Origin of the sequence: Caulobacter sp. RHG1 (assembly GCF_013181195.1) — a bacterium.
In the GTDB taxonomy this organism is placed as follows: Bacteria; Pseudomonadota; Alphaproteobacteria; order Caulobacterales; family Caulobacteraceae; genus Caulobacter.
On the sequence record NZ_SMZP01000001.1, the window covers coordinates 694,586 to 712,097 of the forward strand.

Annotated in this window: 18 protein-coding genes; 10 read left to right on the forward strand and 8 right to left on the reverse strand. The window is 68.1% G+C overall.

The features are described 5' to 3' along the window. Positions 1-2 precede the first annotated feature (2 nt). Positions 3-2,972: a long-chain-fatty-acid--CoA ligase gene (locus E1H18_RS03175; RefSeq protein WP_172263589.1), complete on the reverse strand. Its 2,970-nt coding sequence runs from the start codon at positions 2,970-2,972 to the stop codon at positions 3-5. A 231-nt stretch (positions 2,973-3,203) separates the two neighbouring features. On the opposite strand from E1H18_RS03175, the gene E1H18_RS03180 reads away from it, so the two are divergent. Then, on the forward strand, positions 3,204-4,955 hold the full coding sequence (locus E1H18_RS03180; protein ID WP_370526403.1) for a response regulator: 1,752 nt from the start codon (positions 3,204-3,206) through the stop codon (positions 4,953-4,955). Here the strand turns inward: E1H18_RS03180 and E1H18_RS03185 are convergent. Then, positions 4,952-6,451 carry an AAA family ATPase gene (locus tag E1H18_RS03185; protein ID WP_172263593.1) on the reverse strand — a complete coding sequence of 500 codons (1,500 nt, stop codon included), beginning with the start codon at positions 6,449-6,451 and terminating at the stop codon, positions 4,952-4,954. The genes E1H18_RS03180 and E1H18_RS03185 overlap by 4 nt on opposite strands. A gap of 145 nt (positions 6,452-6,596) precedes the next feature. Here E1H18_RS03185 and E1H18_RS03190 point away from each other — a divergent pair, with 145 nt between their 5' ends. The 4 genes from E1H18_RS03190 (at position 6,597) to E1H18_RS03205 (ending at position 8,899) form a co-directional block, all read left to right on the forward strand. Beyond that, positions 6,597-7,235, forward strand: coding sequence for a TetR/AcrR family transcriptional regulator (locus E1H18_RS03190; RefSeq protein WP_172263595.1), 639 nt, complete (start codon positions 6,597-6,599; stop codon positions 7,233-7,235). A gap of 147 nt (positions 7,236-7,382) precedes the next feature. Then, positions 7,383-7,916 carry a TIGR02594 family protein gene (locus tag E1H18_RS03195; protein WP_172263597.1) on the forward strand — a complete coding sequence of 178 codons (534 nt, stop codon included), beginning with the start codon at positions 7,383-7,385 and terminating at the stop codon, positions 7,914-7,916. Between the two features lie 125 nt (positions 7,917-8,041). Further along, entirely contained in the window at positions 8,042-8,416 is a 375-nt protein-coding gene (locus E1H18_RS03200; protein WP_172263599.1) for a DUF6152 family protein, read from the forward strand. Further along, positions 8,417-8,899, forward strand: a complete 483-nt coding sequence (locus E1H18_RS03205; RefSeq protein ID WP_206679018.1) for a hypothetical protein — start codon at positions 8,417-8,419, stop codon at positions 8,897-8,899. 4 nt (positions 8,900-8,903) lie between these two features. On the opposite strand, the gene E1H18_RS03210 is transcribed toward E1H18_RS03205, so the two are convergent. Further along, complete coding sequence (locus E1H18_RS03210; RefSeq protein WP_172263601.1) at positions 8,904-9,944, reverse strand: hypothetical protein; 1,041 nt, start codon at positions 9,942-9,944, stop codon at positions 8,904-8,906. Positions 9,945-10,059: 115 nt separating this feature from the next. Beyond that, complete coding sequence (gene pdxH, locus E1H18_RS03215; RefSeq protein ID WP_172263896.1) at positions 10,060-10,728, reverse strand: pyridoxamine 5'-phosphate oxidase; 669 nt, start codon at positions 10,726-10,728, stop codon at positions 10,060-10,062. Positions 10,729-10,830: 102 nt separating this feature from the next. On the opposite strand from pdxH, the gene E1H18_RS03220 reads away from it, so the two are divergent. From E1H18_RS03220 to E1H18_RS03230, 3 genes are all read left to right on the forward strand, one after another. Next, positions 10,831-11,532, forward strand: coding sequence for a DnaJ domain-containing protein (locus E1H18_RS03220; protein ID WP_172263603.1), 702 nt, complete (start codon positions 10,831-10,833; stop codon positions 11,530-11,532). A 96-nt stretch (positions 11,533-11,628) separates the two neighbouring features. Further along, positions 11,629-12,045 (forward strand): organic hydroperoxide resistance protein, encoded by a 417-nt coding sequence (locus E1H18_RS03225; protein WP_172263605.1) that lies wholly within the window; start codon positions 11,629-11,631, stop codon positions 12,043-12,045. Between the two features lie 11 nt (positions 12,046-12,056). Continuing rightward, positions 12,057-12,503, forward strand: a complete 447-nt coding sequence (locus E1H18_RS03230; protein ID WP_172263607.1) for a MarR family winged helix-turn-helix transcriptional regulator — start codon at positions 12,057-12,059, stop codon at positions 12,501-12,503. 6 nt (positions 12,504-12,509) lie between these two features. Here E1H18_RS03230 and E1H18_RS03235 read toward each other — a convergent pair whose 3' ends face one another. The 3 genes from E1H18_RS03235 to E1H18_RS03245 all read right to left on the reverse strand — a co-directional run bounded on the left by E1H18_RS03235 (position 12,510) and on the right by E1H18_RS03245 (position 14,226). Then, on the reverse strand, positions 12,510-12,926 hold the full coding sequence (locus E1H18_RS03235; RefSeq protein WP_172263609.1) for a DUF4282 domain-containing protein: 417 nt from the start codon (positions 12,924-12,926) through the stop codon (positions 12,510-12,512). A gap of 105 nt (positions 12,927-13,031) precedes the next feature. Next, positions 13,032-13,529, reverse strand: a complete 498-nt coding sequence (locus E1H18_RS03240; protein WP_172263611.1) for a hypothetical protein — start codon at positions 13,527-13,529, stop codon at positions 13,032-13,034. Positions 13,530-13,617: 88 nt separating this feature from the next. Then, positions 13,618-14,226, reverse strand: coding sequence for a TetR family transcriptional regulator (locus tag E1H18_RS03245; protein ID WP_172263613.1), 609 nt, complete (start codon positions 14,224-14,226; stop codon positions 13,618-13,620). 123 nt (positions 14,227-14,349) lie between these two features. Between E1H18_RS03245 and E1H18_RS03250 the strand changes: the two genes are divergently transcribed. Both E1H18_RS03250 and E1H18_RS03255 read left to right on the forward strand, forming a co-directional pair. Then, positions 14,350-15,672 (forward strand): oxygenase MpaB family protein, encoded by a 1,323-nt coding sequence (locus E1H18_RS03250; RefSeq protein ID WP_172263615.1) that lies wholly within the window; start codon positions 14,350-14,352, stop codon positions 15,670-15,672. A gap of 43 nt (positions 15,673-15,715) precedes the next feature. Then, entirely contained in the window at positions 15,716-16,792 is a 1,077-nt protein-coding gene (locus E1H18_RS03255; protein ID WP_172263617.1) for an acyltransferase, read from the forward strand. On the opposite strand, the gene E1H18_RS03260 is transcribed toward E1H18_RS03255, so the two are convergent. After that, on the reverse strand, positions 16,789-17,487 hold the full coding sequence (locus E1H18_RS03260) for an HAD family hydrolase (RefSeq protein WP_172263619.1): 699 nt from the start codon (positions 17,485-17,487) through the stop codon (positions 16,789-16,791). The genes E1H18_RS03255 and E1H18_RS03260 overlap by 4 nt on opposite strands. Positions 17,488-17,512 lie beyond the last annotated feature (25 nt).

Genomic DNA, 17,512 nt, shown 5'->3' on the forward strand with positions numbered 1-17,512 from the left:
CTCTACGCGCCGCGCACCGCCGTGATCAGGTCGCCGATCCGCGCGCAGTTGCGCCCCTGGTCGGGGCCGGCGTCGCGGCCGATGGAGCGCATGTCGACGCGCGAGCCTTGGGCGTCGGGGCGCACACGGACCACCAGGTCGTCGGTCAGGCCGTACCAGAAGCTGCTGCCGGTGGCTTCCAGGCGGCCGTCCGCCGGATCGTCGGTGACCAAGGTGAGCCCTGCGGCCATGACCGCGGCCTTGACCGCCTCGTAGGCGTCGCCGGGCGTGCGGGGGCTGACCAGCGGACGGGCGGCCGGGCAGGTCTCGGCGTTGACGTCGGCGATGCTGCGGCCGGCATAGGCGGCCGAGCCGACAGGCAGGCTGGGGTCATCGTCGACGATCTGGGCCGAACCGCCGCGCGCGGCCAGGGCCACGTCCGAGAAGGCCAGCGGCGTCTTCCAGTCGGTGGCGACGTCGTGGATCGGCGGCGACTGGCCCGACAGCGCCTTGGCCCCGAACATCGCCGCAAAGCTCGCGGCCGTCAGAGCCAGAGCCAGCAGCGCGCCCTTGCCCAGCTTGGAAAAACCGCCAACCAGCGCGATCACCAGCGCCAGCAGGCTGGTGGCCACGCTGACGAAGGCGGCCTTCGGCGCCCAGTCCAGGGTCATGGCCGTGTAGCCCAAGGGCAGGTCGAGGAAGCCCAGCTTCACGCCCAGCGCACCGCCGGCGACCAGGATGGCCGGCGCCAACGCCGCCAGTACGGCCAGATCGACATAGAGCGAAGCCCAGAGCGGCGGCTTGCCCGACTTGGTTTTGGCGGGCTCGGCGCTTTCCGCCTTCGACCGCGCCTTGGCCTTCTTGCCACCCTTGCGAGGCGTGATCGGCATGGCGAACGGCAGGTCGTCCTCGGCCGAGGGATCGACGATCAGCGTCGGCTTGGGCGCAGCGGGCTCATGCAGGCGCAGCGGCGTCTCGGCGACCGGTTCGGGCCTGGGCGCAGGCTTGGGCGGTTCCGGCTCGGGCGGCGCGATCACCGGCGTTGCGGCCGCAACGGCGGCTGCCGCGGCGATCAGGGCGTCCGCCTGGCTGGTGTCTTCAACGGGCTTTTCCACCTCGACCACCGGCTCGGGCGCGTGGACGACCTCGGTCGCCACCGGCTCGGGTTCGGGCTGGATCTGGGGCTCTGGCTCCGGAGCCATGACCTGCTGGACGTCTTCGGGAGCCTCGACCGGCTCGGGGGCATAGATCACCGCGCCGTGCGAACCGTCAGCGGCGGCCAGGGTCTGGGCCTTTGACGCTTCGGGGGGCGCTTCCGGGGGCGTGCCCTGCACCGGCGCCTCGGGCAGCGTGTAGCCCTGCTCGGCCAGGCGCTTGCGGATCAGCTTCTTGTCGATCTTGCCGGTCGCGCCCAGCGGGATGTCGTCGACGAACAGCACGTCGTCGGGCATCCACCACTTGGCGATCTTGCCCTGGAGATAGTCGATGAACTCCGCCTTGCTGGCGGTCTCGCCGTCCTTCAGCTTGATCAACAGCACCGGACGCTCGTCCCACTTGGGATGTGCTGCGCCGACCACCGCCGCCAGGGCGACCTTCGGGTGGCCGACGGCGATGTTCTCGATCTCGATGGTGCTGATCCACTCGCCGCCGGACTTCACGACGTCCTTGGCGCGGTCGGTGATCTGCATGAAGCCGTGGTCGTCGATCGTGGCCACGTCGCCCGTGTCGAAGAAGCCCTCGTCGTCGAGGATCTTGCCGCCGGCGCCGCGGAAGTATTCGGCGGCGATGATCGGACCGCGGATCTTCAGATTGCCGAACGCCTGGCCGTCGTGCGGCAGGCGCTGGCCCTCGTCGTCCTTCAGGCAGATTTCGACGCCGAGCGGGGGCCGCCCCTGTTTGAGGCGATAGGGCATCTGCTGGTCGTAGGGCAGCTTGGAAAGCTCGTCGGTCATCACCGACAGGGTCCCGACCGGCGAAGTCTCGGTCATGCCCCAGGCATGGACCACCTCGACGTCGTACTTCTCCTGGAAGGCGCGGATGATGCTCTCGGGGCAGGCCGCCCCGCCGATCACCACCTTCTTCAGCACCGGCAGCTTGGCGCCGCTGGCCTCCAGGTGCTGCAGCAGCATCTGCCAGACCGTGGGCACGGCGGCCGAGAAGGTGACGCCCTCAGTGTCCAAAAGTTCGAAGATCGAGGCGCCGTCCATCTTGGCGCCCGGCATGACCATCTTGGCCCCGGCCCCTGGGGCCGAGAACGCCACGCCCCAGGCGTTGGCGTGGAACATCGGCACCACGGGCAGAATGACGTCCTTCTGGGACAGACCCATCACGTCCGGCTGCATGGTGATCAGGGTGTGCAGGAAGTTCGAGCGGTGCGAATAGAGCACGCCCTTGGGGTCGCCCGTCGTGCCGGAGGTGTAGCAAAGACCCGCGGCCGTGCCCTCGTCGAACCCGCCCCAGGCGCATTCGGCGCTATTCTGCTCGACCAGATCCTCATAGGCCAGCAGCCCCTTGAAGTGCGGCGCCTCGCCGGCGGGCGCGAAGTCGGCCGGCATGTGGGCGCGGTCGGTCAGAACGATCACATGCTCGACATGCGGCAGGCGCGGCAGGATGCCGGCGATGATCGGCAGGAAGGTCAGGTCGGTGAAGATGGCGCGGTCGCCGGCGTGGTCGGCGATCCAGGCGATCTGCTCGGGGAACAGGCGCGGGTTCAGCGTGTGGCACACCGCCCCGATGCCCATGATCCCGTACCACACCTCCATGTGGCGGCCGGTGTTCCAGGCGAGAGTCCCGACTCGGTCGCCAGGCTTGATCCCCATGGCCAGCAAGGCGTTGGACACGCGCTTGGCCCGGTCGCGGATCTCACCATAGGTCGTGCGCACGATCGGCCCCTCGACCGAGCGACTGACCACCTCGCGGCCGCCGTTCCACTTGGCGGCGTGGTCGATGATCTTGTCGAGGGTCAGCGCCCCGTGCTGCATCAGGCCTTGCATCGGCTTCCTGCTCTCCCGGTCTGTCTTATCGTCGTTCAGGCGAGGCTAAAGGCGCACGGCCCAACGCGCAACGCGCAGCGCCCAAAGCGGGAAAATCCCTGGCCCTCAGCCGCCTTGACCGCACGCGGTGATCGGTCGCAGCGCCTGTAAGGAGACTCTTGGTTGCGATGGGAGGATAGTCCCACCCGAGGCGAAAGTGGTTCGTTGGTGGAGACTTAGCGCTTGGGTTGGGTGGCCGACACATTGGCGGACGAGCGACTGGACGAGGTTGCAGCCGACATTCGACGGCTGGGCGTCTCGCGCCTCATCTCCGGCTGCCTGGCCGCCGGCGTCATCGGCCTGGGCCTCGGTTACGGCGTCGCCCTGGGCTGGCTGGCCAGCTTCATCGCCGCCGAAGGCCTGGCCACGCTCGCTACGCGCAACTTCGGCCAGGGTCGTCCCGGCTCGGCCCGCGATCGCGCCGGTTTCATCCTCGCCGCCATCCCCGTCAACGCCAGTTGGGCGGCCCTGGCCACCCTGCTGTGGATTCACGGCCCCGACCGGCTGAAGATCGCGGCGGTGGCCATCTGGTGCGGCCAGCTGGTCTTCGCCCAGCAATATCGCCACCAGCCCCTCGCGCTGCTGGCCATCAGCGGCCTGACGCCGGTGCTGTGCCTGATCGTCTTCCCCTTCTTCTACCTCGACGGCAACGATCCGGTGACCCTGGCCACGCGCTGGTCGCTGGTGCTGCTGATCGGCGTGACCATCAACGTGTCGCTGCGAAACCGCGCCGCCGCCCAGCAGATGGACACCCTGACCCGCCGCCTGCGCGAGGAGCGGGAAAAGGCCCTGGAGGCGGCCCGCGCCAAGTCGACCTTCATCGCCGTCACCAGCCACGAGCTGCGCACCCCGATGAACGGCCTGCTGGGCATGGCCCACGCCTTGCGCCGCTCGGACCTCGACCCGGTGCAGCGCGAGCATGTGGAGCTGATGATCAAGTCGGGCGACAGCCTGATGCAACTGCTCAACGACGTGCTGGACATGTCGCGCATCGACGCCGGCAAGGTCGAGCTGGTTCCCGAACCGATCGATCCGCGCGTCGTGGTCTCAGACATCGTCGACGCCTGGCGCGACGCGGCTCAGGCCCGGGGCCTGGCCCTGCAATGCCGCTTCGGCGCCGAGCTGCCCGCCGGCATCGCCGCTGACCCGCTGCGCATCCGCCAAGTGTTGGCCAACCTCATTTCCAACGCCATCAAGTTCACGCCCCAGGGCCATGTCTGCGTGGCCGTCGACGCCGAGCCTGTGGGGAGCGACTGGCTGGTGCGCCTGTCGGTCTGCGACACCGGGCCGGGCGTGCCGGAAGACGCCGCCGAGCGGGTGTTCGACACCTTCACCCAGGCCGACGAGACGGTGTCGCGCCGGTATGGCGGCGCGGGCCTGGGCCTGGCCATCTCGCGCGCCCTGGCCCGGCAGATGGGCGGCGACCTGGTGCTGCGCCCCGATCCGGACGGCGCCTGCTTCCAGTTCAGCCTGCTGGCTCCCGAAGTCGCCGCGCCGGTCCGAGCCGAACCGCAGCCGGATCTGAACGAAGAAGAGCCGCTGGAGCAGTTGCGCGTGCTGATGGCTGAAGACAACGCCATCAACCAACTGGTCGTACGCACCATGCTCGAGCCCGCCGGCGTCAACCTGACCGTGGTCGAGAACGGCGCCGAAGCGCTCAAAGCGATGACCGAGGGCCGCTACGACTGCGTGCTGATGGACATCAACATGCCGGTGATGGACGGCATCACCGCGCTGGAGGCGATCCGCAACGGTCAGGCCGGCGACCCGGCCCTGCCGGTCATCGCCCTGACGGCCTCGGCCATGGCCGGCGACCGCGAACGCTTCCTGGGGCTGGGCTTCGACGACCACGTCGGCAAGCCGGTCAAGCCGATCGACCTGATCACGGCGATCGCGCGGGCTGTTGGTCCGGAACCGCCGACGAACGGGCTGAAGGCGGCCTAGCCCATCGCCTCGGCCAGCGCACGGGCTTCATCTTCGAACGCGCTGACGGTGTCGACCTTGCGCCAGGTGATCTCGCCGGTGTCGCGGGTCAGCTGGTTCTCCAACACCGCCACGTCGGCGTCCGAGGCGTCGTTGACCCGAGCCGCCACGCGAGCGCGCAACACTTCGGGCGGCGCTTCCAGCCACGCGCCCTGGAAGGCGACGCCGGCGCGCTCGGCCAGGGCTTCGGCGCGGGCTCGCTCCTCGGCCTTCAGGAACACCGCGTCCAGCACCACCGACCGGCCAGCCTTCAGGCACAGCTCTGCGTCGCCGAACAGGCGATCGTAGACCTGGGCGCTGACTTCCGGCGTGTAAGCCTCGCGCGGCAGGCGCTGCAGAGACGGCACGCCCCACAGGCGCTTGCGGATCTCGTCGGTGCGCAGGACCACCGCGCCAGGGGCCGAGCCCAGGCCGGGAGCGCAGACGCGCGAGAAGGTCGACTTGCCCGAGCCCGACAGACCGCCGGCCGCCACCAAGCTGACCGGGCGCGGCGCCAGGTGCTCCAAGGCGGTCTGCAGATAGGCCCGCGCGGCCTCGTCGTCGCCGGTGTAGGCCCAGACGTGGGTGCGCACGGCGGCGCGGACGCTGAGCATCAGCGGCAGAGCCGCCAGGCCCGACCACAGACCTTCGCCGAAGGTGCGGGCGGCCTCGTCCAGATAGGCGTTCAGCACCCGGCCCGCGGCGTCGCGGCGGCGACGGAAGTCCAGATCCATCAACAGGAAGGCCAGATCATACTGCACATCGATGTCCGACAGGGTGTCGTTGAACTCGATGCAGTCGAACAGGATCGGCTGACCTTCCTCGATCAGGATGTTGCCCAGGTGCAGGTCGCCGTGACAGTGGCGGGCGAAGCCGTCCTTGGCGCGACCGTCCAGCAGCGGACCCAGGCGTTCCAGCGCAATGTCGGTCTCGTGCACCAGGCGCTCGACGGCCTGCTTGCCCAGACGAGGAGCCAGGCCGCGCAGCAGGTTGGCGTTCGAGCGGATGGTGTAGCCCAGGGCAGAGACGCCGCCGCCTTCCGGGCGCAAGGTCGAGCCGGCGTGGAAGCGGGCCACGGTCCGGCCCAGCGAATCCTCCAGCGCGTCGTCGATCGCCCACGGCTGGGTGGCCAGCACCCCGTTCTGGTCGAAGCGGCGCATCTCCAGCAGGTACTCGACGATCTCGCCTTCGCCGTCGATCTCGATGCCGCCGTCGGCCATGCGCGTCAGGCAGCGCACCTCGCGATAGATGTCCGGCGCGGCGGCGCGGTTGAAGGTCAGCTCGCGCTCCAGCGCCCAGCGACGCAGCTCCAGCGTCGAGTAGTCCAGGAAACCGAAGTCGACCGGGCGCTTCACCTTGAAGGCCGAACCGCCAATCAGGAACACCCGGGCGCACGAGGTCTCGATCGTGTTTTCCGCCCGCTCGCCGAACCAGGCGGCCACTTCCTGCTCGCGCGCGGCTTCCACGTCCTTGATCACGCTGGTGTTCCCATCTTTCGCGCCCCGAAATTCCGGCGCGGGCGCTCCATAGCCGAAACCGCGGCGCAAGTCGCCTCACGCCCTCCTTGCCACACCTTCAATTTCGCGGTTAGATTGTATTCACGGTCATCAGCGTGAGGGGCGCATGCTTGTCGGTGCGGGTCTGAAGCGGTCTAGCCTCAAGCGAGAGGAGATCCTCGCCTCGGCGCGAAGTCTGTTCCTGCGCACCGGCTATTCGGACGCCGGCATGGAGGTGGTCGCCCGCACGGCGGGGGTGTCGACCGCGACCTTGTACGCCTACTTCCCCAGCAAGGCCGACCTGTTCAAGGCTATCGTCATGGAGACGGTGACCGACGTGGCGGCCCCCGTGCGAGAGGCCGCCCGCGCCAAGGGCGACGCGCGCACCCGGTTGACGGCGCTCGCCTGCGCCTACGCCGCCTTCTTCGCCCGCTCCGACGTGCGAGGCCTGTTCCGCATGGTCACGGCCGAGCGCCGCCGGTTCGAGGACGTGGCGGAATACTTCCTGCAAAGCGCTCGCGACGAGCTGGGCGGGGCCATGCTGGCGGTGATCAACGACCTGATCCGCGCCGGCGAGCTGAAGGTCGACAAGCCTTCCTGGGCCGCCGGCCAGCTGATGGGCATGCTGGACCACGTCACCCTGGTGCTGGGCCTTTCGGCCGGCGACGACATCCAGTCCCGCCGCCCGGTCCAGGACATCGCCGAAGACGCCGTAGAGACCTTCCTGGCGCGGTACGGAGCGTCGCGGAAAAACCCTTTGAGGTAGATTTAATCATTCAATACAATTTATACTTTTCTTTCTTCCGCCGCCGTGAGTTAATCCCTGCCGATAGCCGGGGGGCCTTCAAGTTGTGTGCGTGCGGACTTTGCGTCCCCGGCGAAAGGATGAATGCATCCTCATTCGGAGACGCACATGCCCACGCTGGCCAAGGAATATCAGTGGCTTAAACAACTCGATCTGCTGCCCAAGATGGTGACGTCCGCTCTCGAGAGCTATGGCGTCAAGGAGACCCAAGGCCCCGGCAATACGCCCGAGATCATGGCCTGGGCGACGCAGACGGGGCTCAGATCCTCGTACAACGCCGACGCCATCCCGTGGTGCGGGCTGTTCATGGCCTACGTGGCCAAGAGCAGCGGCAAGGCGTTCCCGAAGGACCCGCTCTGGGCGCTGAACTGGTCGAAGTTCGGCGAAGACGGCGGCCAGCCCGAGCTGGGCGACGTTCTGGTCTTCGTCCGCAAGGGTGGCGGCCACGTCGGCCTCTATATCGGCGAAGACAGCGAATGCTACCACGTGCTGGGCGGCAACCAGGGCGACGCCGTCAGCATCACCCGCATCGACAAGGAGCGCCTCTACGCGGTCCGTCAGCCGCCCTATAACAATAAGCCCAGCACAGCGAAGACCTACCTGCTGTCGTCCAACGGCAAGAAGTCGGTGGACGAGGCCTGAGGCGTCGCCGCGGCTCGACGACTTGGGCGCGGCGGAGGAAATCGAAACGTCCTCCGCCCCTCCCCCTTGAGCTTGCCCGCGCTTCGTGGCCCTCTGGGCCGTCGGGGTAGACGGAGGTAATGCTCATGTTCAGGCCTGTGTTCGCACCGCCGCCCCTCTTGGCGATAGTCTTTGCCCTGCCGGTTCTGGCCCTGCCCGCGGCCACCCTCGCTCACCACGGCTGGAGCGCCTACGACGCCACCAAGGTCATCAAGATCACGGCGCCCGTCAGCGACATCACCTGGGGCAATCCCCATGGCGCGGCCAAGGTGCGTCACGAGGGCAGGACCTGGGACGTCGTCCTGGCGCCGGTGACACGCATGGAGGCCCGGGGCCTAACCCGGGCCATGCTCGCCTCCGACAAGCCGGTCACGCTGGAAGGCTATCCTCGCAAGGACGGCGTGGCGGAAATGCGCATTGAGCGCGTCACCGTCGACGGCAAGACGGTCGAGCTGCGCTAGGTGAGCGGACTGATCGACGCCGCCACGATGCTGCAGAATTCCGGGTTCGCGACCTGGGCGCGGGGGTCGGCCTATGCCTACCCCATCGCCAATCTGGCGCACCTGCTGGGCTTGGTGCTGTTGGTCGGCGGTATCGGCGTACTGGACCTGCGGGTCGCCGGTCTCTGGCGCAGCCTGCCCGTCGCGCCGCTGTCGCGGGCCCTGACGCCGCTGGCCATCACGGGCCTGATCCTGATGCTTCCCAGTGGCTTCACGATGTTCGCCGCCGACGCCCGGGCGCTGGCCGGCTCGCCGCTGTTTCGCTGGAAGATCGTGATGATCGTCCTGGCCGTCACCAACGCCGTCGCCTTCCGGCGGGCCTGGGGCGCGCGACTGGACCGCTGGGGCGAGACCGTGCCGCCAGCGGCGCGCAGCCTGGCGGCGCTGTCGCTGCTGCTGTGGCTGACCGTGGCGGCGCTGGGCCGGTTGATCGCCTACGCCTGAAGGCTCACTTCACTTCGTAGGCGAGCGAGACCTTGAAATTCGACTTGGCCGCCATGGCCCCGCGGGTCTTCAGCCGGACGTACTTCACCTGGCTCTGCGTCGCCGCCGTGGGCTGGAAGGTGAAGACCTGGTCGGTGGTGTCGGAGAACTCGACATCGTCGGTCGTGCTGGTGCTGCCGCTATAGGTGAAGGCCAGGCCCGAGGTCGGGCTGCCCTCGGTGAAGGTAGCGAACGCGCCGCCAGCGCCGTCACCGTTCAGCGCGATGGTGGTGTTCGGCGGCGTGGCGATCACCACGGCCACCACATTGCTGTCCTGAGCTGCGATGTCGGGATTGCCGACCGTCGCCGTCACCCGCCGCTTGCTGGCGGGAATGGCCTTAGGATTGCTGGTCCCGTTCAAATCGTCCCAGGTGGTGGTGGTGACGGTCGAAATCGTCGGGGCGACGCCGCCGACATTCAGGGTCACGGTGACGTCGGTGTTCACCGTGCCTGTCTCCGTCTTTCCGAGGATGCAGAGATTGGCGACGCTGATCGCGGTGCAGAAGCTCCACTCCCACTTCACCCTGAAGGTCCCGGAATAGGTTCCCGGCAGAGGCGCGAGCACGGGGGTCGTCAGGCGGGGCTTGATGTAGATCGGGATGCTGGTGGGCGCGCTGCCCGTCAGGCCCAGCAAGTCCAGGACCGTTCCATTGATGAAAAAGGTGGTAGTGCCCGACAGCTGCGGCGTGCCCGATGACTGGGCGGCTAGCAGAAAGTCGACGGTGTTGGTCCCATTCGTATGGGTCACCTTGTAGGTCGTATTGCTGATCGTGGCCTTCAGAAAGTTGGCCCCGAGCAGGGTGAGAACCGGACTGCCCGTCGGACAGCCGAAGCCTCCCGGAAAGCCGGTGTAGGGCGCAACGTCTGTAAAGACGGCGTTGGGCGACTGGGAGAGCGTCACCGACGAGGTCGCCGCGGCGCCGCAAGAGGCCGCCGACGCCCCGGACGCGGCGAACAGCAGCGCGCACGCCGCAGCCAGGCCTGTGAAAATCGAGTTCAGCCGCATTGCTTATGGGTCTTCCGGATTTCACCCGAAAACCTAGGCCATCACGGTTAATCGCCCCTCAAGGATGTGGCGAGCGCAAACGCTCAACCCATAGACTTTGGTCTAGAAATGCCCCCTAGGGGAACAGGCGCTTGGTCGTCCAGCCCTCGACCACGCGATCGAACACCAGGCGCTCGTGCAGCCGGAACGGCCGATCGCGCCAGAACTCGATGGCGACGGGGACGATGCGATAGCCCGACCAGTGCGGCGGACGCGGCACCTTTCCCAGGCCGAACTTCAGGCCCATCTCGGCGACCCGTTTCTCCAGCGCCAGGCGGTCGGGCAGCGGTCGCGACTGGTCGCTGGCCCAGGCGCCGATCTGGCTGTGGCGGGCGCGGCTGGCGAAATAGGCGTCGGCCTCGACCTCGCTGACCGGCTCGACGATCCCGCGGATCCGCACCTGGCGGCGCAGCGACTTCCAATGGAACAGCAGGGCGGCCTTGGGCTGCCCCGTCAGTTCCTGACCCTTGGCGCTGTGGGTGTTGGTGTAGAAGACGAAGCCGCGGGCGTCGAAGTCCTTCAGCAGCACCATGCGCGAGTCCGGCATCCCCTCGGCGTCGACGGTCGAGACCGTCATGGCGTTGGGATCGTTTGGCTCCTTCTTGCCCGCCTCCTCCAGCCACTCGGCGAACAGGGCGAACGGATCTTCCTCGCTCAGCAGGGCCGGCGGCGTGGCCTCGGTGACCTGGCGGACATAGTCGTCTTCGCTGGGCGAGGCGGGGATCAGGGTCGGGTCGGCGCTCATGCCACCGATATAGGCCGCCGCCGCGCCAGGGGCCACACCGGGATCATCACCTAAAGTCTTAACTTAACCCGTCGTTGACCATCCCGGCGCAAGGGTCGGACAATGACTGCCCGCCCCTCCGCCCTGTCGCTCTCGGCCGCCCGCGCCCTCCTGGGCGTGACGCCGGACGCTGACGAGCGCGAGTTGCGCAAGGCCTACCGCGAAGCCGCCAAGCGGGCCCACCCCGATCGTCCGACCGGCGACGCGGCCCTGTTCCGCGACGTGCTGGCCGCCTATCGCCTGCTGCAGGACACGCCCATCGTCCGCGCGAGCTTTCCGCCGGTCGTGGCCCAGGCCGCGCCTCTGGTCGATCGCGTGTTTCTGGACATCGACATCGCCACCGCCTTCGCCGGCGGGGCCGAGGACCTGGATATCGACGGCCGCCGCCTGCGGCTGAAGCTGCCCGCCGGCCTGCGCGACGGCGACAAGGTCCGCGTCGACGGCGTGCTGTTCGAAGCCCGCATCCGCGCCCAGGACGGCGCCCTGCTGCGCGGCTCGGACCTGTGGCTGACCGGCAAGGTCGATCCGCGCGTGCTGGCCGAAGGCGGCCGCGTCGAGGCCGACACCCCGCTTGGTCCGCGCCTGGCCTGGATCTCGACCAAGGCCGCCGCCCGCGGCCTGGTCCGCCTGCCCGGTCAGGGCCTGCCGGCCCGCGCTGAGCACAAGGCCGGCGACCTCTTCCTGCGCCTGGAAGCCGCCGAAGCCGGCGCCGAAAGCCCAGCCCGCTCGCTGCTGAAGCGCTTCGCGGCGGCCTGGGCCGCCTAATTCCGACGCCAAGCGCGATTTTTCGAAGCTCCGCCACTTGAAGTTATATTGCGCGCGATTAAATCGCACTCATAACTCAAGCCTTGGAGCTTCCCGATGAGCACTCTCTACTCCACCCGCGCCACGGTCGTCGGCGGCCGCGAAGGCCATGTCCGCACTGACGACGGTCTGCTGGATCTGCAACTGTCGATGCCCAAGGCCCTGGGCGGCAAGGAGACCGGGACCAATCCCGAGCAGCTGTTCGCCGCCGGCTACGCCGCCTGCTTCCAGAGCGCGCTGGCCCACGTCGCCCGCACCCAGAAGATCGCCCTGACCGGCTCGACCGTCACCGGCCAGGTTGGCCTGGCGACGCAAGAGGTCGGCTTCAAGTTGGAAGTGGCGCTCGAAGTCGAGACCCAAGGCCTCAGCCAGGCCGACGCCGAAGCCTTGGTGGCCACCGCACACCAGGTTTGTCCGTATTCGAACGCCACGCGAGGCAATGTTGACGTGGCCATCACCGTCAAGGCGGCGTAACTAGTACTGTAATGAGCAAGAATAACGCGTCATCCGATCCGTCCGTCGAAGCCCTCAAGCTCGACAACCAGCTGTGCTTTGCCCTGTACGGGGCGGCCAATCGGATGACGCGGCTCTACCGTCCCTTGCTGGACGCCATGGGCCTGACCTATCCGCAATATCTGGTGATGCTGGTGCTGTGGGAAAGCAGCCCCCGCACCGTCGGCGCGCTGGGCGAGGCGCTGGATCTGGATTCCAGCACCTTGACCCCGCTGCTCAAGCGGCTGGAAGCTGCTGGCCTGGTCGAACGCCACCGCGATCCCGAGGACGAGCGCCGGGTGATCGTCGATCTCAGCGAAGCTGGCCGCGCGCTGCGCGAACAGGCCAAGGCGATCCCGGAACAGATGATCTGCGCGCTGGACCTGCAGATGGACGCCATCTCGACCCTGCGCGAGCGCCTGAAGGTCCTGGCCCGGTAAGCCGCGTTACAGCTGGCGCGGCGGCGGTTGAGTCGCTTGCGGTTGCTGACGCCGCGCCAGGAGCGCGGCGTGATCGGCGTCGCTGGTCTGACGCAGGGCCCGCAAATCCTCGCTGATTCGGAAGATGGCGACGTAGAACTCGCAGAACGCGCGCCACAGCAGCACCAGGGCGCCCGCGACCAGCAGGCCTGCGATCAACATCGGGAAGGCCAGCAGCAGCGAGCCCACGCCCGGCTCCTTGAGCGCCAGGCCGACGGCGGCGCCGACGACCGAGAAGCCGAACAGCGTCACGACGCCCAGCCCAGCCCAATAGATGAAGTGGATCACCGGCCCGGTCACCAGGCGGTCGAACGTCAGCAGATCCCAAAGCAGCGAGTTCGACGCACGCTTGGTCTTATTGGCCGGAGGCATACTGAACCCCAAGTCGGCGAGAACCGCCCCGTTTTGAGGCTCCATCGCTAGCAGCGAGAAGCCCGCTCGGCAATGCCGGGCGGGCTCGCGTTTGTCTTAGATCAGATCGAAGATGGGTTACTGAGGCTTGGCGCCCGCAACCGTGGCGTCAATCTGAGCCTTGGTGGCGGTGGTCGAGACGCTGCCGTCGGCGGCCGCACTGAGGCTGTTGCCCGGCAGGGCGAACTTCACACCGCCGTTGGTGACGATGACGTTGGTCGAGCCGTCTGCGCCGGTGCTGGTGCCGGTGATCTGGCCGACCGAGACGCCTTGGGCGTCCTTCACGGCCGCGCCGACCTTGATGTCAGCGGCGGTGGCCGAGCTCGGCGTCGCAGCGCTCTCGGCCGGGGTGGCCGAAGGCTGAGTCGCAGCGGCCGGAGCCGCACTCTCGGTCGTCGGGGCCGGCGTCATCGACTGCGCGGGCGCGGTCGGCGAAGCCGGGGCGGTCGGGTCAGGCGTGGTCGCAGCGGGCGGCGTAGCCTGCGGCGCGGCCGGAGCCGTCATTTCCTGGGCGAAAGCAGCGCCAGCGAACGTCAGGGACGCAGCGGCGGCGAGCAGCGCGATCTTGTTGGTCATGTTCACTCTCTCTCCGTCGGGGCCCCACCCGTTGCAGAAACAACGTCACCTTGCGGCGGGGGTTCCGTCGGCGAGTCGACGCAGCGCTCTACTCCCGCGCGTTCCGGGCGCTCAGCAGGGCGAAGACATAGGCCTCCATCAGCCGCACCAGTTCGTCTTCCAGGCGCTCGGGATCCAGCTGCAGGTCGGCTTCGATGGTGGCCGCGCGCAGCAGGCCGACCACCGCGTGGGTCAGCACGAAGCCAGCCTCGGGCGACAGGTCAAACCCCAGGCTGGCCTTGCCGGCGATGGCCTCCAGAAACGACTGGTGATGGCGCATGATCACCTGATCGCCGCCCTCCAGGAACAGCGCATCCAGCAAGGCCCGACGGGTGGCGGGCGCGCCTTCGAAGGCCGTGATCAGGGTGCGTACGATCAGACGCACCGCGCCCAGTTCCGGCCGGGTGATGACGAGATCGGCGATACGGTCCCGCGCCGCCTCGGCCCGGCGCTGGGCCAGGGCCGCCAGGATCGCCTGCTTGCCGCCGAAATACTGATAGAGCGTGCCGATGCTGACCCCTGCCCGCTCGGCGACGTGGTTGGTGGTCAGGGCGTCGGGACCATCCTGCTCCAGAAGTTGAAAGGCCGCTTCGAGAATCGCCTCGACCGTCGCCTCGGACCGCGACTGGCGCGGCGTTCGCCTCGTCTTTTCAGTCACTTGTTGCGTCGCTCCTGCGTCCGCTCCGCTGGATGGCAAGGCGAGTAGTCCCTGCCGCTCAGCCCTCTAACCTAAGACGTAATCGAAGGATCCGTCATGGGTCCGCTACGTCACGAGGATGAGATGCAAACGCCGCTGGATCGCGTCCGGGCCAAGGTCGCGTCGCAGAAGACCGCCCTGCCCGAGCTCTATGGCGACGTCGACTTCGACCGCACGCCCGAGCGCTTCACAGACGATCCCAAGGCCAGCGTCGCGCCCAAGCTGGGCAAGGCCGCGCTGGACCCCGACAAGGTCGCCCTGATCAAGGCCTACACCATGCTGGGGGACGGGGTGGCCGACGCCTATGCCGCCCTGATGCCGAAATACGGCTTCCGGCCGCTGATCCAGATGCTGACCAAGGCCTGCGACCAGGGGATTGCGGCTGTGCCCGACGCCCCGCCGGAACTGGCCGCCTTCATCGCCGACATGGAGGCCACGCCGGCCTGGGTCGACATGGACCTGGTCCGCGAGGGCCAGCGGCTGGACCGCAACGCCGCCGCCAATCTCGGTCCGTTCGCGATCCGCGGCGCGTTCATCGCCACCTTCATGAACAAGTACGCCGCCCTGCCGATGGCCCTGACGGGGACCCTGTCGAACGACACGGCCGCCCGCCGGGTCAACGAGACGGCGACCTTCTTCACCACCACTTTGCTGCCCGGTTCGCTGGAGCGGCACGGCGCCGGCTTCAAGGCCGCGGCCATGGTGCGGCTGATGCACTCGATGGTGCGCTTCAACGCCCTCAAGCGCTCGGACCGTTGGGATGTCGGCGTCTATGGCATCCCGATCCCCCAGGTCGACCAGATGCCGGCTGGCCTGATCCCGATCTTCCTGATGAGCTACAAGATCGTCGCCAAGGGCCGCACGACCTTCACCGCCGACGAGCGCGCCCGGGTCGAGCTGGCTCGCTATCGCTGCTTCCTCCTGGGCCTGCCCGAGGACCTGCTGGCCGACACCCCGCAAGGGGTCGTCGACACCATGAACGCCCGCAGCGGCACCTTGCGCGCCGGCTTCGACGACGAGACCTGCGGCGAGCTGGTCCGCGCCACGCTCAGCGCCTACCTGCCGCCGGACGAGCGCCCCGACAATCGCCTGTTCGACAAGGTCGAGCGCGGCTTCTCCAAGGTGTTCTTCCTGCGCAACTTCATGAACGGCGACATGGCGGCGGCCCGGCGCATGGGCGTCGAGATCGGCCCGCGCGACTTCGCCCTGTTCGGTCTGGTGGCGACGCTGATCACCAGCCAGCTTCTGGCCTTCCGCATGGCGCGCGAGGTCCCGGTGCTCTCGACCCTGGCGGACGCCCACCTGGTCGGAAAGCTGCGCCGCCAGCTCAAGCGCTACGGCCACGCCGAGTTCACCAGCGACGCGGAAAAGTACCGGCCTGCGGGGACGCGACCCGCGGCCGCCTAGAGGCCCCTGGCAGACGGCGGCGGCGCGTGGCACAGCTTGCGCCATGCGCCTGCCGCCCCTGAAGCCCGACTCCGACCAGATGCTGCACCTCGACGCCCTGCGCATCGTGGGGGCGGTGATGATCGTGGTGTTCCACTTCAACCGGTTCATCAATCTGGACGGCCGCTGGCAGCTGGCCGACGACACGATCAAGAGCTTCAGCCTGATCGTCGACCTGTTCTTCCTGATCTCCGGCTACGTGATGGCGGCGATCTATACCGGCCGCCTGACCACCTTCGCCAAGTATCGCGACTTCCTGCAGAAGCGCGTGGCGAGACTGGGGCCGTTGCACTGGGCCACGATGCTGGTCTTCGTGGTCATCGCCGCCCTGGGCTGGGCGGGCCTGATCAACGAGCGCGACGCCTCGCGCTACGACGTGACCTGCATTCCGCAAAACGTGCTGTTCATCCACGCCTGGGGGACCTGCAAGGCCCAGACCTGGAACTTCGCCAGCTGGGCGATCAGCGCCGAGATGGGGCTGTACCTGGCCCTGCCGCTCCTTTTTAAGATTACCGCTTTGGGCCGCTGGCCCACGGCCGCCGTGGCGTTCGGCAGCCTCGCCGTGCTGCTGTGGATCTCGCGCGACGGCGAAACCTTCTCGCAGTGGACCTTCAACTTCGGCGTCGCCCGCGCCGTGCCTGGCTTCATGCTGGGCATGCTGGCCTTCCAGATGAAGGACGTACTGGCCAAGATCCCGCAGGCGCGGTTCGTGATGTGGGCGCTGCTGGCGGCGTTCGTCATCGCCTCAGGGCTGGGCGCGTCGCGGACCAGCCTGCTGCTGGTGATCTACGCGGTCGGCCTGGCCGCGGTCGCAGCCGACGCCGCCGGCGTCCAAGGCGGGATCAGCCGCGCCCTGGCGCCGTGGGCGCAACTCAGCTTCAGCCTCTACCTGCTGCACCCGATCGCACTGAAGATCGCCCTGAACTGGGTCGGCTTCGGGATGTGGCATCTGAACGGCGACGCCATGCGGCTGTGGTGCCTCGTCTGGGTGATCGCCCTCTTCCCGATCGCATACCTGTCGCTGATTGGCTTCGAGCGCCCAGCCCGCGACTGGATCGCCAAGCTGGGCCGCAAGGCCTAACGCAGGCTGTCCACCCAGGCCGGCAGCTCGCTGATGCTGCCCAACTCCGCATAACGCGCATGCCCCACGGGCGCCTCGGCGGCCTCGTGAGCCCAGACCAGGGGATAGGGGATCAGCGCGCCCCAGCAGCCGGCCTCCAGCGCCGGCAGCACGTCCGAGCGCATCGAGTTGCCGGCCATCACCGCCTGCTCCGCGCCCGTGCCATAACGCTCGAACACCCGGCGATAGGTGCCCGCGTCCTTCTCGGACACGATCTCGACCGCCACGAAGAAGTCGCCCAAGCCCGACGAGGCCAGCTTCTGCTCCTGGTGCAGCAAGTCACCCTTGGTGACCAGGATCAGACGATAGCGTTCCGACAGCGTCGCCAGCGCCTTCTCGACGCCCGGCAGCGGCTCGATCGGCTCGGTCAGCATCTCGCGGCCCACGGCCAGGATCTCGCGGATCACCCGCGTGTCGACCCGGCCGTCGGTCAGCTCCAGCGCCGTCTCGATCATCGACAGGGTGAAGCCCTTGGCCCCGTAGCCATAGACTCGCAGGTTGCGCTTCTCGACGGCCGTCAGCTGGGCCTCGATCTTGTCGGTATCGCCATGCTCGGCCAGCAGGTCGATGAAGCGCTGATGGGACAGGCGAAACAGGCTTTCGCAGTGCCAGAGGGTGTCGTCGGCGTCCACGCCGACGGTGGTGATCGAAGTCATGGGGCCTTTCTATCGTCTCGCCGAA

What these genes read in the sequence shown, in the direction of transcription:
- E1H18_RS03175 (WP_172263589.1), bottom strand. Translation starts at nt 2,972, where the DNA reads ATGCAAGGCCTGATGCAGCACGGGGCGCTGACCCTCGACAAGATCATC.
- E1H18_RS03190 (WP_172263595.1), top strand. Translation starts at nt 6,597, where the DNA reads ATGCTTGTCGGTGCGGGTCTGAAGCGGTCTAGCCTCAAGCGAGAGGAG.
- E1H18_RS03195 (WP_172263597.1), top strand. Translation starts at nt 7,383, where the DNA reads ATGCCCACGCTGGCCAAGGAATATCAGTGGCTTAAACAACTCGATCTG.
- E1H18_RS03200 (WP_172263599.1), top strand. Translation starts at nt 8,042, where the DNA reads ATGTTCAGGCCTGTGTTCGCACCGCCGCCCCTCTTGGCGATAGTCTTT.
- E1H18_RS03210 (WP_172263601.1), bottom strand. Translation starts at nt 9,944, where the DNA reads ATGCGGCTGAACTCGATTTTCACAGGCCTGGCTGCGGCGTGCGCGCTG.
- pdxH (WP_172263896.1), bottom strand. Translation starts at nt 10,728, where the DNA reads ATGAGCGCCGACCCGACCCTGATCCCCGCCTCGCCCAGCGAAGACGAC.
- E1H18_RS03220 (WP_172263603.1), top strand. Translation starts at nt 10,831, where the DNA reads ATGACTGCCCGCCCCTCCGCCCTGTCGCTCTCGGCCGCCCGCGCCCTC.
- E1H18_RS03225 (WP_172263605.1), top strand. Translation starts at nt 11,629, where the DNA reads ATGAGCACTCTCTACTCCACCCGCGCCACGGTCGTCGGCGGCCGCGAA.
- E1H18_RS03230 (WP_172263607.1), top strand. Translation starts at nt 12,057, where the DNA reads ATGAGCAAGAATAACGCGTCATCCGATCCGTCCGTCGAAGCCCTCAAG.
- E1H18_RS03240 (WP_172263611.1), bottom strand. Translation starts at nt 13,529, where the DNA reads ATGACCAACAAGATCGCGCTGCTCGCCGCCGCTGCGTCCCTGACGTTC.
- E1H18_RS03250 (WP_172263615.1), top strand. Translation starts at nt 14,350, where the DNA reads ATGCAAACGCCGCTGGATCGCGTCCGGGCCAAGGTCGCGTCGCAGAAG.
- E1H18_RS03255 (WP_172263617.1), top strand. Translation starts at nt 15,716, where the DNA reads ATGCGCCTGCCGCCCCTGAAGCCCGACTCCGACCAGATGCTGCACCTC.
- E1H18_RS03260 (WP_172263619.1), bottom strand. Translation starts at nt 17,487, where the DNA reads ATGACTTCGATCACCACCGTCGGCGTGGACGCCGACGACACCCTCTGG.